The 16,826-nt window shown below is 35.7% G+C and carries 13 protein-coding genes and 1 pseudogene; 4 read left to right on the top strand and 10 right to left on the bottom strand.

Annotation, left to right across the window (positions count from 1 at the left end):
• Positions 1-48: 48 nt before the first annotated feature.
• On the top strand, positions 49-681 hold the full coding sequence (hxlA, locus tag NQ095_RS08145; RefSeq protein ID WP_258262991.1) for a 3-hexulose-6-phosphate synthase: 633 nt from the start codon (positions 49-51) through the stop codon (positions 679-681).
• 7 nt (positions 682-688) lie between these two features.
• Positions 689-1,246 carry a 6-phospho-3-hexuloisomerase gene (gene hxlB, locus NQ095_RS08140; protein WP_258262990.1) on the top strand — a complete coding sequence of 186 codons (558 nt, stop codon included), beginning with the start codon at positions 689-691 and terminating at the stop codon, positions 1,244-1,246.
• A 170-nt stretch (positions 1,247-1,416) separates the two neighbouring features.
• Here hxlB and ald read toward each other — a convergent pair whose 3' ends face one another.
• Entirely contained in the window at positions 1,417-2,535 is a 1,119-nt protein-coding gene (gene ald, locus NQ095_RS08135; RefSeq protein ID WP_258262989.1) for an alanine dehydrogenase, read from the bottom strand.
• A gap of 241 nt (positions 2,536-2,776) precedes the next feature.
• Here ald and NQ095_RS08130 point away from each other — a divergent pair, with 241 nt between their 5' ends.
• Positions 2,777-4,105: a purine-cytosine permease family protein gene (locus NQ095_RS08130; protein WP_258262988.1), complete on the top strand. Its 1,329-nt coding sequence runs from the start codon at positions 2,777-2,779 to the stop codon at positions 4,103-4,105.
• Between the two features lie 250 nt (positions 4,106-4,355).
• Here NQ095_RS08130 and NQ095_RS08125 read toward each other — a convergent pair whose 3' ends face one another.
• From NQ095_RS08125 to NQ095_RS08090, 8 genes and pseudogenes are all read right to left on the bottom strand, one after another.
• Positions 4,356-5,207 carry a hypothetical protein gene (locus NQ095_RS08125; RefSeq protein ID WP_258262987.1) on the bottom strand — a complete coding sequence of 284 codons (852 nt, stop codon included), beginning with the start codon at positions 5,205-5,207 and terminating at the stop codon, positions 4,356-4,358.
• 551 nt (positions 5,208-5,758) lie between these two features.
• Entirely contained in the window at positions 5,759-7,714 is a 1,956-nt protein-coding gene (locus NQ095_RS08120) for an excinuclease ABC subunit C (RefSeq protein ID WP_258262986.1), read from the bottom strand.
• A 581-nt stretch (positions 7,715-8,295) separates the two neighbouring features.
• Positions 8,296-9,591 carry a GTPase family protein gene (locus NQ095_RS08115; RefSeq protein ID WP_258262985.1) on the bottom strand — a complete coding sequence of 432 codons (1,296 nt, stop codon included), beginning with the start codon at positions 9,589-9,591 and terminating at the stop codon, positions 8,296-8,298.
• A gap of 49 nt (positions 9,592-9,640) precedes the next feature.
• Positions 9,641-9,997 (bottom strand): annotated as a pseudogene (locus NQ095_RS08110) (DNA/RNA non-specific endonuclease); the annotation flags it as partial.
• Between the two features lie 336 nt (positions 9,998-10,333).
• On the bottom strand, positions 10,334-10,531 hold the full coding sequence (locus NQ095_RS08105; RefSeq protein ID WP_258262984.1) for a hypothetical protein: 198 nt from the start codon (positions 10,529-10,531) through the stop codon (positions 10,334-10,336).
• A 183-nt stretch (positions 10,532-10,714) separates the two neighbouring features.
• Positions 10,715-11,002, bottom strand: a complete 288-nt coding sequence (locus NQ095_RS08100) for a hypothetical protein (RefSeq protein WP_258262983.1) — start codon at positions 11,000-11,002, stop codon at positions 10,715-10,717.
• Positions 11,003-11,062: 60 nt separating this feature from the next.
• Positions 11,063-11,395, bottom strand: coding sequence for a hypothetical protein (locus tag NQ095_RS08095; RefSeq protein ID WP_258262982.1), 333 nt, complete (start codon positions 11,393-11,395; stop codon positions 11,063-11,065).
• Positions 11,396-11,493: 98 nt separating this feature from the next.
• On the bottom strand, positions 11,494-11,802 hold the full coding sequence (locus tag NQ095_RS08090) for a hypothetical protein (RefSeq protein ID WP_258262981.1): 309 nt from the start codon (positions 11,800-11,802) through the stop codon (positions 11,494-11,496).
• A gap of 1,132 nt (positions 11,803-12,934) precedes the next feature.
• Here NQ095_RS08090 and NQ095_RS08085 point away from each other — a divergent pair.
• Positions 12,935-14,701, top strand: a complete 1,767-nt coding sequence (locus tag NQ095_RS08085; RefSeq protein WP_258262980.1) for an ATP-dependent nuclease — start codon at positions 12,935-12,937, stop codon at positions 14,699-14,701.
• A gap of 233 nt (positions 14,702-14,934) precedes the next feature.
• On the opposite strand, the gene NQ095_RS08080 is transcribed toward NQ095_RS08085, so the two are convergent.
• Positions 14,935-16,770, bottom strand: coding sequence for a DUF4365 domain-containing protein (locus NQ095_RS08080; protein ID WP_258262979.1), 1,836 nt, complete (start codon positions 16,768-16,770; stop codon positions 14,935-14,937).
• Positions 16,771-16,826: the final 56 nt, after the last annotated feature.

The following is a 16,826-nucleotide window of genomic DNA, read 5'->3' as shown; positions in this document are numbered from 1 at the left end:
GCCGCTTAGCACAACAAAATAAAATTTTTCCAGAAGGAGCAAATATATATGAAATTACAATTAGCATTAGATCTTGTCGATATCCCAGGAGCCATTGAATTAGTTAAAGAGGTAGAAGAGTATATTGATGTTGTAGAAATTGGTACACCTGTTGTCATTAATGAAGGGCTTAAAGCAGTGAAAGAAGTAAAAGCAGCGTTCCCTAAATTAACCGTATTAGCGGACTTAAAAATTATGGATGCAGCTGGATATGAAGTCAGCCAAGCCTCTGCTGCTGGTGCAGACATCATTACGATTCTTGGAACGGCAGAAGACGAGTCAATCAAAGGCGCAGTAGAAGAAGCCCGAAAACAAGGGAAACAAATCCTTGTTGATATGATTGCCGTGAAAGACGTTGCCGCCCGTGCGAAAGAATTGGACGAACTTGGTGCCGATTATATTTGTGTACACACAGGTTATGATTTGCAAGCTGTAGGAAAAAATTCCTTTGAAGATCTACACACGATCAAAAGTGTTGTAAAAAATGCCAAAACGGCCATTGCCGGTGGAATCAAATTAGAAACACTACCGGAAGTCATTAAAGAACAGCCTGACCTCATCATTGTAGGTGGCGGGATCACAGGCAAAGAAGATAAACGGGCGACTGCACGTGAAATGCAGGAATTAATTCAACAAGGGTAATGAAACGATGAAGTCTACTCAATATTTAGCCAAAGTCGTGGAAGAATTAAGTCAAACGGTGCACTTAATCTCTGATGAAGAGGCAGAGAAATTAGTAACCCTGATTCTGGAATCCAAGAAAATCTTTGTGGCTGGTGCCGGCAGATCTGGATTGATGGGGAAATCCTTTGTGATGCGAATGATGCACATGGGGATTGACGCCTATGTCGTCGGGGAAACAGTAACAGCTAACTTAGAAAAGGATGATCTATTAATCATCGGATCAGGCTCAGGAGAAACCAAAACGCTAGTGGCCATTGCTGAAAAAGCTAAAAGCTTGGGAGGTACTGTCGCAGCAATAACCATTTCTCCTGATTCAACCATTGGAGAATTAGCTGATTTGACCGTTACATTACCAGGAGTAACGAAAGACCAGTCCGAAGGTGATTACAAAACGATCCAACCAATGGGCTCTCTATTCGAGCAAACGATGTTGTTATTTTATGATGCCATCATTCTGCGATTCATGGAGAAAAAAGGATTGGATTCTGGTAAAATGTATGGAAAACACGCTAATCTAGAATAGAGTTAAATACAGAAAAAGCCACATTTCAATATGTGGCTTTTTCTGTATGCTCTTATTTCTCATTCGAAGTATTGCGCTCCATCAACGTAAGGGATAACACCAAGGACTCAATATCTCTCCTATTTACATAAAAAGCCGACTAACATTCCCATGCAGTCGGCTTCCTGTTGTTATTGTTGCTCTAATTGTGTTCTAGTATCTGAGTAGTCTACAGTATGCGCTTCAGCAACCGCCTGGTACGTCACATATCCATTCAATGTGTTGATACCTTTTAACAGCGCTTCGTTATCTAAGCACGCTTTTTTGTAGCCTTTGTTTGCGATTTGAACCGCGTAAGGTACGGTTACATTTGTCAGTGCGATGGTAGACGTACGTGGTACGGCACCAGGCATGTTGGCAACGGCATAGTGTACAACGCCGTGCTTCACGTATGTTGGATCGTCATGCGTTGTGATGCGGTCGGTTGTTTCGAAGATTCCGCCTTGGTCGATGGCGATATCGACAACAACTGAACCAGGCGTCATCGCTTTGATCATGTCTTCTGTCACTAGTTTAGGTGCTTTCGCTCCTGGAATCAGTACAGCTCCGATGACTAGATCCGCTTCTCTAACAGCTTGTTCGATATTTAACGGGTTGGACATAAGCGTTGTTACGTCGCTACCGAAGATATCGTCCAGCTGACGAAGGCGATCCGGGTTAAGGTCAAGGATCGTTACATTGGCACCAAGTCCGACAGCCATTTTCGCGGCATTCGTACCAGCAACTCCTCCACCGATGATCGTTACTTTACTGCGGCGAACCCCAGGGACACCTGAAAGTAATACACCTTTACCACCGTGGATCTTCTCTAAGAACTGGGCACCGATTTGAGTCGCCATACGTCCAGCCACTTCACTCATCGGAGTCAGTAATGGAAGGGCACGATTCAGTTCAACCGTTTCGTACGCGATTCCGACTACTTTATTATCAATTAACGCTTTCGTTAATTCCGGTTCTGGAGCAAGATGTAAATATGTAAATAAGATAAGCCCCTCGCGGAAATAAGAGTACTCACTTGGAAGTGGCTCTTTTACCTTCATGACCATATCCATGGACCATGCTTCCGCTGCAGAATCAACGATGTGTCCACCTGCTGCTGTGTAATCTTCATCTGTAAATCCTGAACCCATTCCAGCCCCAGCTTCAATGTAAACGTCATGTCCGAATTGAACAAGGTTCACAACACCAGCCGGCGTCATGGCCACACGATTTTCGTTGTTTTTAATTTCCGTTGGTACACCAATACGCATACTAAGCCAACCTCCTAAATGCACTATTGCTCCTTGGAGCATTCACTTCCTAAATATAACACTTTTCATATATAATAGCGAAGGGCAATTACTCACCCTGTAAGCACTTACATTCTAACAAATAAATAAGGAAATATCTCTACTTTTCTTTAAAAAAATAAATGACTATTTCTTCGCTTTTTTTCAAAAATTCTTTAAAATAGAAACCATGCATCCTAGTATACCCAAAGGAGACTTTTTTATGAAACAACCCATGATCGAACGGCTCGGACTCGAAAAGGTCCCACCCGAATTAAAATCAACCACATGGATCGAATACTTCATCATACAGCTCGCCTTCTCCGTGAACGCAGGAAACTTCCTCATCCCGGCACTGGCCGTCCTTGAAGGCGGACTATCCTTTCAGGCAGCATTTCTTGCCACCGTACTCGGAGCAAGCGTCGCCTTCCTATTCGTATCATTCTTATCATTACCGGGCTCCCGCTACGGCCTGCCCGCTCAATACGTCCTGAGATCCATCATCGGAACCCGGCTGTCGATGCTCATCGCCTCCCCCATCCGGTCCCTGACGTCCCTCTACTGGTTCAGCGTCCAAACCATCGGAGGAACCTTCGTCATCATCTCCATGGTGGAAAAAGTAACACTTTATACTATACCGTTCGTCCCGGTCGCCATCGGACTCGCCATCATCATGACCCTTCTAGCCCTCATCGGCTTCGAAGCCGTCAAAAAAGCGACCAAACTATTCATCCCGATACTCGTGATCGGCCAGGGAATCATCCTGTACCTCTTCCTGACAAAAGGAGCCGATTCCATCTCAACACTCACACAAGGCCAGGAACCCTTCTCCATCGGAACGTTCCTATTCTACTCAAGCCTCGTCTTCGTCCAATACATCTCAGGCGTCAGCGCATCCTCCGACATCACCCGCTACAGCAAAAGCGACCGCCACGGATTCTGGGGACTCTATGGTGGAAACGTCGTCGGATTCATGATGACCGCACTGCTTGGAGGATTGAGTGCCAGCTTGTTCAAAGATCTGAATCCATTCGTGGCAGCGGGGCAACTGACCGACTCCAGCCTGCTTCTATTGGTCATCACGGCATGTGCGATGGTGTCGATGATTTCAATTAATCTTAGTAATGCGTATACAGGGGGATACAGTTTGCTGAATGCACTGCCGTCCCTATCTCGGATTCAAAGTGCACTATTGTTCAGTGTCGCAGGGATTATTTTAAGTTCGTTTCCGCAGCTGGTTTATAATGCGCAGGAGTATATTTCGTATCTGGGGATCTTGATCATTCCGATATCTGCGATTGTGGTGGCTGATTATTTGGTGATTCGGAAAGGGAGGATTTCTGAGAGTGCGCTTGTTCGGCTTGCGAGTGGGGAGTCGAATTTTAATCGTGAGGCGTTGTATGTTTTAGGTGTTGGGATGGTGGTTTATTTGGGGATTCCGGATTCGTTTTCTCCGGGGTTTAGTTGTTTTATTATTACTTGTGTTGTTTATGTGGTAAGTAAGATGCGAGGTAGGATGGAAGGACAGAAGCCTCTTCAGAAGCTTGGTTAATGAAAAAGAGTGAACCTGTATGTTAGGTTCACTCTTTCTTGTTTAATAAAATCCAAGAAGTAGACATTGTAAATTTTTTTGTCCGCCAACTAAAAATAGTGCATCATAATCTCAACATCATGTCCTTCATAATGTTGAATTAATATCTCTGATTAACTACACATAATGATAATTATGTCTAACTTAAAAATGTGTTTCCGCACTTCCAAGTGTATATGCAACACAAAAGAGACTGGTGAGGTTATCTAAATCAAGTAGTTGGGATAAATCCTATTTTTTCAAAAAACTCTATACTTTCCTCCCAAGGGTGTCCCATTTTTCGTATTTGATCGATAATGTCTAAATCATGTAAAAGTTGTTCAGTATTTCTGCTTCCTTTTACTTTAAAATGCTCAGGTTTTAAAGCTTTAATACTTAAATGCTTTGGTTCTTTTATGTACTCATCATTTTGAAAGACAGGGTTATCCACTTCATTAAATTGAGGTCTTAAACCAAAAATAAGGAACTTCTCTATGAAGTCGATTATTGAAGGTACTAATTTTTCTTCAAAACTGATTAATTCTAACGGAACTCCTTTATACTCTTGTTTTTCACCATTTATATTAACGCTAATATCCAAGCATACTTGTGTCATATAAACTGTCTTTATATAATTATTGAATTCAAACTCATTTAATTTTTGTGTAGCCTTATGACCGTCGATAAATCTAGGGCTTACACTATTTGTTTGTCCCACATAAACTAACTTTTCAGTTTTATAGAGGGGCAACTGAATTTCATCATCAGTTTTTGCTTCGGTTATTGTAATAAAATAAATTGGACAAAAACATACACTATAATCACAAGTTTCTTTATTTAGAAACTTCTCTAAATGCTTGTGAATTGAAATGTAATGCTGAGCAGTTAAACCTTGTGCAGTATGTGCTAATTTATAGTCTTTCACCACGAGGGAATAACTATTTATTTGAAAATTATCTTTTATCATAATTTTATAAGGTAATAAATGTGAATGTGTTTGTACATATTTTTTCATCATAAAACAAGGTGTCATTTGACCAAGTTTTAATATTTTTGGTTTTAACTTTAGTGTCTTTTTTCCCATTCAATAAACACGCCCCTTTAAGTGTAACTGTATTAACCATCTAAACGCTTGTGAGCTTTACCATCATTTACAACATTCTTTTTGAAATTCGAACTCTGAAGTAGTTCTATTTCTTTTTTTAAAAACTTTAGATATGCTTTAATTAATAGAAGTAACAATTTTTCTGCTATACAACTTTACATCTTGGCCTCAACTACCATATTTCTATTTTTAACACAACAGCAAGCCTCAATAATATAAGTCTTTCTATTTAATCAAATCTTTGTGATGCAACCTTATTATCATTCTGCCGGCACGGCTAGACAGGATTTGTCTAAGCAATCAGCAGGTCCACTTTTCGTAAGAGCCTACTATGAAAAGAAGAAGTATTTTTGATGAGATGCAATCGTTTATGTATATCCTTTTACTTCATATAATCCATGATATACGAACTAAAGCCTTTATAGTTGGATAAAACCTGCAACACCCGTAAGGCTAATCTAATACCAGTAGATTAGCAACCAGACAGGTAATGGCGACAGTAAGCGAGGTAGAGGTGCTTCGGAACTCTTTTATGCCTTATCACACCTTAGGCAATACAGCCGCGCCAATAAATGATCACTCCGCTTTTTCCACGTATGCCCGCAATCCTGGCATTTAGCTGTTACCTTTTCTTTACTTGAAATGTATTCAACAATATCGATTTTGTTATTTGACTTCGCTAAAACTTTTCCTCTAAAAGCCTCTGCTCTCCTAATCTTAGGATCGACTTTCACTTTGTCTATTTTCTTCGGACTCTTTGGAACCTTCTCCGTTTTTTTTTTCGAACGCTTTCTCCTTTTCCCGGTTTCAAGCAATTTCACTGCAAGCGAATGGCCTTGCAACTGTTCATTAAAAAGCGACTTTTCTAAACACCCTTTTGATTCGGTATTAGTCAGAACAAACTCGGTTTCATCGTTAACTAACTGTTGCAGTTCATCTAATACTCCCTCTAACCGTACCAACTTTTTATCTTTCAATGTGTAATCATTAATCCCATGCTTATATTCAGCTAAAACAGATATGAAGGAGTTATCTATTTCATCATCTATCAATCCGGTAATTGAAAACCTCTCGGGATTGAAAACAAACATCCTATCAAAATCTTTCTCAATATACTGAATACCCGATAACCCACGAAGTGTTGTTTCATTCTCAATATAATACTGTTTTTCAACTTTTCTCCCAGAGTCACCGAAGTAACAGTAATCGAAGCGAACAATGAACGGGTCCTTTGGGTAATATCCTCTTGTCCTCCCATTGTTTGAAATGAACAACTGGATATGAATGGTATTCACACCTTCCTCGATGTTTAGTGGAGCGAGCTGCATTCTATCCCCCAGAAAAAACGGACTGAAATGGATTGAAGGGAAAATCATCTTATATCTTTCGCGCTTAAACTTGGCCTTTCTTTCTTGAAACTTGTTATAAGCATCCGCAACCGGCTTCTCTCTTTGTTCTTTTTCCTCCAACCTTTCAACCACTACAGCTATTTGCTGGTCGAAAAGTTGGTAAAAATCTATAGAGCAGTTTTTCTTCTCAAGATACTTCAAAAACTCTCCTTTAAGTGTCTCTTTCTCTTCCTTAACAATACTGTACAAGAAATTTTCAAAAGCCTTTTTACTATAAAACTGTAGTTCTTTAAATTTCCCTTTTACTTGATTAGCAAGAAGCGCGAAGGCTTTATTATATTCACCCACTGCCACTTCATGTGGTTCACTCAGCCACCTCCAATTATCCTCCAGCTGTTGAATTTCAGCTATTTGAAAGTCAAGACGATAATGTGTCAGCAACTGCTTTATCTCAAGATTCACTTCTTTAAAAAGCATCGTGTCACCTATCTTTATGTTCAAATCAGACAAGAAAAAGAGCTTTTTAAGGAAGGCATGCTCTAAGTTAAATCTGGTGAAACCATAATCATAATAAAAATAGATACCCTTTATATCTTTCTGGACCAACCTAAGGAAATCGTCCAACTCATTTATTTCCGCACTTTTAAGATGGTGCAACTTAATAGCTGCAAGAAAGGAATTCAGTTGATTAAATCCGAAGAAAGAGGCATTTAATTGTTGTATGTAGTCCAGTTCTTTTTTATCTAATTCTTCAGTCTCGACCTCTTCTAACAAAACCACACGAAAATCACTCAGGGTGCAGCTATTTTCGATCATAAACTTGAAAATCTTAGAAGATTTAAAACGCCCTTCATAAAACGAATCAGACTTATAAAAAAAGTAGTTATAGTAATCCTCATAAGATAGCCGGTTTAAGGAAAGGATTTCACTGAGATGAACCTTATACCGCTTTTGCACATCCTTTGATTGGCCTATATAAATCGGTACAATCTTATCTGAAGTGAAATTGTCTATGTATATCATATATATACCGGAAGTATTGTAGTTTGTATTTGGGGTGATTTCTCTACCGGAGTGATCTTCAATTAATTTGTTCACCATGCTTTTGACATCATTAATACTATCCAATCCCGCCACTCCTTTTTTCCAAATATGAAACTAAAGCTTTCTATATTTTACCACAGGATACATACCGGTTCCTGGCATTCCTTTGCTGGATCTTCAAGTGAAGGTACAAACCTTACTAAATAAAAAAAGACCTTTAGAATAATTTTATTCGAAAGGTCATATGTTTTTATTTGATTGTCCGAGTGTCATGAGTAATATTCTTACTTTTTTCTTCTAGTGTTTCATTTCTAGGAAATCTAATCGTAGTCTCTGCTGTTAATCTTGGTAAATGGCCACGCAACTTTTTCTGATGTCAATCTATCATCGACTTTCTTATCTGCTAGCATATCAGCATAGCAAAGCTCCGTTTTCCTTCGAAAAAACTACTCTTGCTAATTCCGGAACTTTAATTTCTTATACAAACAATATATCTTATTATATCTTTGCAGGAATATCTCCTTCTTACATCTACTTCAATAATCAACTAATTTTCTTTCTCTTTTACATCTTCAGCTTGTTTAGTATCATCTTTCCCAGAAGTTGTAGTATCTTCTGATTCTTTGTTGCTGAAAGCTTCTAACAAAAGTTTTAGAATTAAGTGTGGTTTAAGTTTAATATGACAACTGTTCTTCTTTTGTCGCTTTTTCCATTTCTTTCTTTGCTTGTTCTTTTGTTTTTCCATCTATATAGTAAGCTATTGCTGCTTTACCTACTGCATATGTTCCCGTATAAGCTATTGTACTACTGATAGCAGACCCTGAACCTGGTATTACTACATTTAATAATTTTACACCTTGTTGAGCTAAAAATCTCAATCCTAAACCAAACAAAGCTACTCCTCCTAACGAAAGAATAAATTCTCTCGCCATCTTACTGTCTATCTTTTGTCCACTTAGATAAGCTATAAGAGTAACTTCAACTATCTGAATCGGTATTAGAACTAAAATATCACTTGCTGGTATTGGAGTAATTGCCACACCCGCACTCGCTGTTGAAAACACTTTGACAAACTTATTGGCAATTTTATCAATTGCTATATCAAGTTTGTTGTTTAACATTAAATATACAGCGGCACGAAAGTCAATGTTTTCTTCTAAAAAGGTTACCAACTTATCAATATTGTATCTACCATCAAATTCAATCTCTAGTTCCGCACGCTCTTCTGGAGACAAAGATTCCGGGTCTTCATGATTCCATTCAATATATGAAGATACTGGTACTATAAAAGTATCTGATAACCCTACTTCTTCTAATACTTGACTAACCTGTTGCTCTTTTATTCCAATGTTATCTTTTTTCTTTTGAGTATATCTTGTTGGCTCCTTAATTCTAGCTGGCTCTATATCATCTACTCGTGTAATAACTGTAACTAAAGGGACAGTTATTTCTAGACTACTATAAACTTCTTTAAGATACACAGCATCTTCCCTTAAGGTAGATCTATCAGCACCATTGGTTAATAATAAAAAGGCATCTGGATCAAATTCTTCAACTACATTTTTCAAATCTTCTTCAGCTGTACTTGATAATGCATTTAAATTTTCTTTAATGCCTCTAGTATCAATAATTTCAAATATTACTTCATCATTCTTTTTATATTGGAATATTTGAGAATTTTTAGTACCAACTTCTATAGCACTTGTCTCCGCTAAATATTCACCAAATATGGCATTAATGAGGCTGCTTTTTCCTACACCTGTGCGCCCCATTATAACTAATCTAGGAGGTCTTCTTTCTTTGATTCCTTCCATAATACTAGTAATCTCATCTGATTTTAAAGCATTAATCACCAAATCTTTGGATTTCTTCGGGAGAGCAAAATCTAACCCATTAATAAAATCTTCCACAGCGTCCATCGTATCTGTAATTTGTTGTAATCTTTTTTCTAAAATCTCTCTACTACTCATAATTCAACCTCCAATTAATATTCAATAATTTGTACTACGTAGCAAATGTTTACTCACCTACTAGTCCATCACCATCTCGATCGTCCATATATTTATAGAGCCAATGATCACTTGTGATTGGTATACTGAAACCGGCTGCTTTTGCTCCTTTAATTGTCACCTGTCCATTACCGTTTGTATCGACACTAGAAACATCGCCGCTTGTGTTTGAACTAGTTTGTTCGGAGGACTCACTGTCCGTTAAATCGAGTGATTCGTTTCCTTCATCAGGGTTCACATTGTCAAATGTATCAATGATCTCGTTACCCATTAAGGTATAGGTATATTGGTAACTTGAAGGAATCTGCGTCTCCGTATCGGGATATGTAATAATTGCTTCAAAGTCCGTTACCCCGCCTGCGTCACGATGAGGGTGCATGCTCTTCTTTATCCCGGTTCGGAATAAGGAGCTAATTATTAAACCATCTTCAATTAATACATGCTCTCTAATGAATGACTTCGCTTTGTTCACTGATGAAGCATTTCTTGGTCACTATATTAAAAGATCAAATCCATAAAAAATTGCTCTATTTCCTTATCTGACTTGGTGAATATTTCATGATTTCCAACAAGTAGTTGCCTAAGTATCTCATCTAAGCGTACTGATACAGGAGCAAGAATTTCTTCACTTTCTTTAAAATCGAAAAAGGTCTTTTTTCTCCTCTGAAGATGTACCCAGTAAAACAGCTACCCTTTCAGCAATTCAATGATTTATTTCCGTTTTAGCTGTACTAAATAAACACTCAAGAGCTGTGCAATATGACACTATTTTCATTGGAATCGCTGCATTCATTCTGGCTCCTGCCAAGAAGTATTGAGCTTTTTTCATTCTTTGTGCATTACTATTTTTATAAAAATGACTAAAATCGGGGTACTTCATACCCATATCATCCAGACTCATATTTTCTATATGAAATGGATGAAAAAGTTTTCTCGCTGCTTCAATTTCTTTCTTTGTAATTATGAATTGACCGTATTGACATGAAGCATTCTTGAAGGTTCTGTTAAAGAAGCTTTAAATGTGCGTCCGTCTTCTAAGTTGTCTTCATATGTAATTAGAAATCCGTCTCTTATATAAATTCCATTATCCTTTATAAACCAAAGGTCTGTAGCAAATCCCTGTGCTTCTCTTAGAAAATAAAAAGTGTACGCTGTTCCTTTTTTTGTCCATTTCATCCTGGTTTTTCAGGTGAGGAAAATCTCCCCTTTTGTAATAGTAAACCGTATTTTCAAATTCATCTACAGAGTGTACCCCTGCAGTCCAAGACATTAATTCTGTCTTAAGAATTTCATCTTTAACTTCTAAACCATTTTTTATTCTTGTCCCTGGTGATAATTCGAATCCCTTATTTAAAGTTACATTGAATTTCATATTATGTAAGATTGTCAAAAAAATGTACTTCAAGATACTCCCCCTCTAATGTGATGTTTTTTAAAAACATTCGGCAAAATATATCGTAGTAGTATCAATCAAAGGAGCTCTGCTTCTATATGTGTCAAGTAATATTGGAATATCAAAGATATAATAAGCTATATAAATTCTTTTTTTATCAACTAACTGTTGAATGTAGTAATAAACAATTGCTGCGGCTATACCTATACAAAAGATTAGCAAGAGCAAATAGAATACATCAACAACTTGATATATTATACTTCCATACTTAAAAACTTCGGGATAATCACCTAATATTGTCCATACTTTACTAAGAATCATAATGACAATACAAGATAAGAAAACCCAACCTAAATCAATATAATATCGCATATATCCCCCAATATTACCTTGAAAAGTTATAACATCTATAACTTATAAAAGGACAGAGAAAATCTGTCCTAAATAAACTTTAATTTAAACAAAAGTAGTTATAAATCAACGTCACTATAACCTGATATGAACCCGATAGAACCATAATTCCCTGGATTTCCATAGTTCCCTATATTTCCATAGTTTCCGTAAACCCCGAAATTGGTATGTCTATGACCAGAATTATTATTGTACATTAATCGATTTTCTTTAATAATTTCACCTAAATAGCGACCATTCATATCTATGAATATCTCTTCTCTTTCCCGATAATGACCAATGTTTTCACCAGTAGGTGCATGAAGCTGGCCATTTCTAAAATTTGCAATATGCTGTCCTCTACTATCAAATAGGCGTTTCACACTCATCTTGACCCCTCCTAAATTAATATTAAAATCATTGTCAATTCTATTGTTTAATGAACATAGGGATTTTGTCAAATAATAGAAAAAGATATAAATGAAAAATGAAAAAAATACTCCATAGGATTCTTTTTTTATTTGTATTTGTAGATTTAAAATACGGTTTGATCCAAAACATCTCACTAACACGCATTTAGGAATCTTATAAATATGTTGATTAGCTAAACATAGATACATAACTGATGTGGACATTTTATAACCACCTCTAGGGAGAATTTTGGTATTAACCAATGTACAAATAATGATACATACCTTCCCCCAAAATGGTGAAAAGAAGCGATAAAAAAGAAAACACTTCTCCAACTAAATCTGGGAGATGTGTTTGACTTTGTTTATCTAGTACATATAATCAATGTTATGAGAACATTAATTAATTTTTAATCTGTAACAAACTTCGACACACTTTTGTAAAAATCATCCATTTCAATTGATATCTCAATTAATAATTTACTAATTGGTTAACATTCTTACCGATAAGTAAGCTTTCTTTTGCTTCCTGTAAAGAAAAATGTATCAAAAAAAATGGGGTCAGGCCCTCGGTGCTTCACCGCAACGAGGATCTGACCCCTATATCCTCATAATAAAAAACATAAGGATCGATATAATTACAAATGTTGAAAAGGCGATCACTAAAGCTGGAATTGTAATTGATAATTTAGTCTTCGGATGAGGAACTGCGGTAAATGTTTTATATAAAACAAATATTTAAAAAAGCACCTCTATTATAAGAAAAGCCCACAAAGGCAAACTCGTATTCATAGCGCCATTCCCCTCATCATTTTCCAAGTCACTTTCAATACACATATTCCCATTTTTTACTTAAACGATAATTGGAATTTTGATAGAGTTCAAGGATATCTAAAGATCGAAATTACTCTTTAACTTTATCTGTTTTTTTGATCTAGTTTCCTCGCGCATTAGTACTTTACCGAATCGAGGGTCAGAACCAATTTCCGGATATTTATTTCCTTTCTATCTTGAAAAATTTACTGATTAATTAAAAATTGTATTAATTTGGTAATCAGTCGTGTTATATTAGTATTGCAAAAAATATTAATTTGAATAGGGGAGTTAAGAATTGAGACTTGCAGAGATCATTGTAGAAAATTTTAGAGGTATCGGAGACCCTGTCAAAATTAAAATAGATGACATTATTGTATTAATAGGTAACAATAACGCCGGCAAAACTACTATCCTCAGTGCTTATGAGGCTTACTCATCAAGTTCAAGTAAACTGAGTATAAAAGATTATTATCAAGAAAACATATCAAATACTCCTGTAATAACTGGTATTTTTGAAGACGTAGATCCAAGTGAAGTAGCAAACAAATGGATATTTGAAGATAATGAATTAGGCTATCAAAATTGTATTATGGTTCAATATCGTTGGCCGAGACCTGATCAGGTTAGAGAAAAGTATTCATTCGATCCAGAAATAAAAGAGTATGTTAAAAACGGAACAGGTGGCTTCGATACTATACTTTCAAGTAAAATCCCTACTCCTCTTAAAATTTCACCCCTAGATAATCCAGCTGAATTAGAAAGTAAGATTCTTTCAATTCTTACAGAAGCAATAAAATCAAATACAAAAAAAGACACTTCAAATTTGGTAAGTTTACTAAATCAAATTGAGAAGTTAGCTATCAGCGTAAAGGAAGAAATTGAAGACGAAATCAGAGAATCTACAGATTCAATTGCTACTGAATTAAATAAAATATTCCCTGATTTTAATCATGTTGAAATTGATGTTAAATCTGGAAAACTAGAACCGGAAAAATTGATAAATGCAGGGAGTTTTATACGAATAGGTAGAACAACTGATGAACAAGACGACAACTTTCATAAGGTCCCTCTTTCTCATCATGGTACTGGACTACAAAGAACATTCTTATGGTCTGCATTAAAAATGTTAGCCGAGACAGGAAGACACAAAATCGGAAAAAGCACCATTGACTCGACAAAGTCAAAAATCTTACTCATAGAGGAACCTGAAGCCTTCTTACACCCTTCTGCTATTAGAGAAGCAAGGGAAGCATTATATACAATTGCTAAGTTAGATAACTGGCAAGTAATGACTACAACACATTCGCCACTTTTTATTGATTTAACAAAGGATCACACTACAATTATCCGAATTGAAAAGAACGATCACACTAACCACACAATTAAGACATTTTCAACAGAAGAGGTTGGTTTTACAGCTGACGACCGTGAGAATCTGAAAATGATGAACTATTGCAACCCTTACATCAATGAATTCTTCTTTGCAAAACAGAATTTGTTAGTGGAGGGAGAAACTGAGTACTCTGTTGTAAGATCGTTATTACACGGCGGCCGTGTGGATCCTTCAATCCATGTTCTAAACTGTCTCGGGAAAGGAAATATCCCTACAGTTTCTAAGATATTAAATCATTTCCAAGTACCATACTGTATCTTACATGACTCAGATAATCCAACAACTTTTCGAGAAGGTAAGAAAATTAGAAATGGTGCCTGGACCACCAATGAGAAGATAATTATAGAAGCTGAAGAAGGCAGAAAAAAAGGGATCGTGATTAAAACATTTGTTTCTATTCCTAACTTTGAAGGAGAGTTCCTGGAAGGAATAAAAGGAAATTCAAAACCATATGAAGCATGGAAGTACTTTAAAGAAGAAACTGATAGTACAGTCAGATTTATTAACATGTTGCAATACATTACCGACGATTCCATTTCATCCTGCGCCAACGAATATACAGATATGTCCAATATTAAAGCAAGGGTCAATCAGCATATTCTAAATAATGAACTTTCAGAACATGAACACTGGGATATAGACTTCTTTTATGCACTCAATAGCAACTAGATTATTACATAGAACCTTCTAATACAGCGAGTCTAAAAAAATATTCGAACGAATTCGAAAATCACAAATGAACATCGAATTCGTTTGGATTTTTTTATTTTAGGGTGAAAGCATGCATAGTGTATTTAACTGATTCTAGATGTTGATTGTAAAAGAGGGGTCTGACCCCCAGTTCATTAGCACTTCACCATACCGAGGGTATGACCCATGTATCCGTGAGGGAATTTAGACCTTTACTTCAGACTTTCATAGAAATGGTATATTGGATAACCACTCATTCTTCTTTTTTCATCCTCTCCAAGAGAGCCAAATATCCGCTGAGCTTTTACTTTGTTTTGAAATAACACTTCACATGCAAAACGTAAGCTGTGGTTAGCTTCTTTTTCTGCTCTTTCTTGTATATCTAAAATATCACCCTGTTCTTTATCTGTAAGTTTATGATTCTGCTTAAGTTTAATTAAATAAATATTAATCATTGGGATATCGTCATTTGGTACATGTACTACGTATCGCTGATTCAGATCAAGAGCAAAGTTTAAATATTCATCCTCATTGGAAATATCATAATAGTTTATATAATTTAACGATGCATCTATCGTTTGACTAGTACCAATATCATGGTATTCTTCCGTGAAGGATAATCTTATCACATCAAAATTAAAGTTAGCGTCCTTTACCATGTCTTGTACATTTTGGCTAATGTATATACTTACCTTTCGATAGTCTTCCTCCCAATTTTCTAAAATAATATCTGGCATACCCTTTTCACTACTATGTTTTCTTTCTGATTTCTGTATAAAACCACCGATTTTAGACAATGTTTCTGCACCATAAAAATTGATAAACTTGTTATCTAGGTACATTAACTTTACTGTTACATAGTCAGAAAGTTTAATATTACAGAGCATTGTATTTTCCGTTTTTCCGTTTTTAAAAAGGTCTAGTAGTTCATATCTTTCATTTTTGAAAATATCGACTATACCGTTAAATAAAGAAGGTAAATTCTCTTTATCGTGAAATAGATAATTCTCACATATCCCAATACTTTTACAGATTTCAATCAGCTCTTTAAACCATTTGATATCTTCTTTAATCCCATTTACAACCTTCTCATTGTCCACTTTCCCATTAATTTGCATAGAAAGAAATGGAAGTTTTCCGTGCTCTGCATAATAACTAATTAATATCATAGATTTTAGGTATGAGCTGAGGGTCTTTAATTTCCCAAAATGAAATTTACCTTTTTTCTTTTCTTTATAAATCTCAAAAGTCAGAGTATCTTCTATAACGACTTTAAATTTTTCTCCTGTTTCAATCAATTTATAAGTAACGTTAATTTCTTCATTATTGTTAACAGTAACAACCTCTTTAAAAACTTTTCTAATTTCCTGTATTTTAGCAAGTTCCAATGGAATTTCTAAATTATCAATAGTCGATCCATATACATAGGCAGTTTCTTCAAACAAATTGAACGTGTTTTCTTTAATGTCTACAAAACTTAATTTGAAATTGAATATTTCAGTTTCTTTTGATGTTTCGATATAATGTTTTGGCTGTTTTTCAACTACATTGATAAAAATGTTACATTTAGATTCTAAGGTGCCCTTTTCTAACTTTTTAAAAGAAACTGTAATTGAATTATTACCACTTGATTCAAGTTGGGATAATAGACTTTTCAAATCTAATGGAGCCAATATCCTATAATATGCTTGCTTTGAATAATTTGTTGGATTTATTGTTACAACAAAATATAAAACTCCGTTACCTTCTTTATAATAAACTTCGATATCCTTCTTATCTATATTATGTTTTATTTTTTCTTTCTTATTGATTTTTTTGTAAGTGGTAGTTCCTTTGATTTGCAAAGGAACCCTTTTGATAAAATTTGATTTTTTTATCTTTCCTTTGCTGTATACCTCAATATCACCATCAAAAGAAAGCCCCTTATCATTCCATTGAACATTACTAATTAAATGAAACGGAGGTTGAAGTATTAAATTGTTTATTTCTAAACATGCCATGTGCTCAATAATTGTTGAATCTATTTTTTTGTCTTTTTTTACAACCATTAAATTATCTCCTTATTACATAAGCAAAATTTAAAACCAACCAAAAAACTAATAGG

The sequence above is a fragment of the Rossellomorea sp. SC111 genome, assembly GCF_024733565.1.
Classification (GTDB): Bacteria; Bacillota; Bacilli; order Bacillales; family Bacillaceae_B; genus Rossellomorea.
The sequence above is the reverse complement of the archived record's forward strand: the minus strand, read 5'-3'. Positions and strand labels throughout refer to the sequence as shown.

Excerpts from the sequence above, each read along its gene's own strand:
- hxlA (WP_258262991.1), top strand. The coding sequence starts at position 49 with ATGAAATTACAATTAGCATTAGATCTTGTCGATATCCCAGGAGCCATT.
- hxlB (WP_258262990.1), top strand. The coding sequence starts at position 689 with ATGAAGTCTACTCAATATTTAGCCAAAGTCGTGGAAGAATTAAGTCAA.
- ald (WP_258262989.1), bottom strand. The coding sequence starts at position 2,535 with ATGCGTATTGGTGTACCAACGGAAATTAAAAACAACGAAAATCGTGTG.
- NQ095_RS08130 (WP_258262988.1), top strand. The coding sequence starts at position 2,777 with ATGAAACAACCCATGATCGAACGGCTCGGACTCGAAAAGGTCCCACCC.
- NQ095_RS08125 (WP_258262987.1), bottom strand. The coding sequence starts at position 5,207 with ATGGGAAAAAAGACACTAAAGTTAAAACCAAAAATATTAAAACTTGGT.
- NQ095_RS08115 (WP_258262985.1), bottom strand. The coding sequence starts at position 9,591 with ATGAGTAGTAGAGAGATTTTAGAAAAAAGATTACAACAAATTACAGAT.
- NQ095_RS08105 (WP_258262984.1), bottom strand. The coding sequence starts at position 10,531 with ATGAGTCTGGATGATATGGGTATGAAGTACCCCGATTTTAGTCATTTT.
- NQ095_RS08100 (WP_258262983.1), bottom strand. The coding sequence starts at position 11,002 with ATGAAATTCAATGTAACTTTAAATAAGGGATTCGAATTATCACCAGGG.
- NQ095_RS08095 (WP_258262982.1), bottom strand. The coding sequence starts at position 11,395 with ATGCGATATTATATTGATTTAGGTTGGGTTTTCTTATCTTGTATTGTC.
- NQ095_RS08090 (WP_258262981.1), bottom strand. The coding sequence starts at position 11,802 with ATGAGTGTGAAACGCCTATTTGATAGTAGAGGACAGCATATTGCAAAT.
- NQ095_RS08080 (WP_258262979.1), bottom strand. The coding sequence starts at position 16,770 with ATGGTTGTAAAAAAAGACAAAAAAATAGATTCAACAATTATTGAGCAC.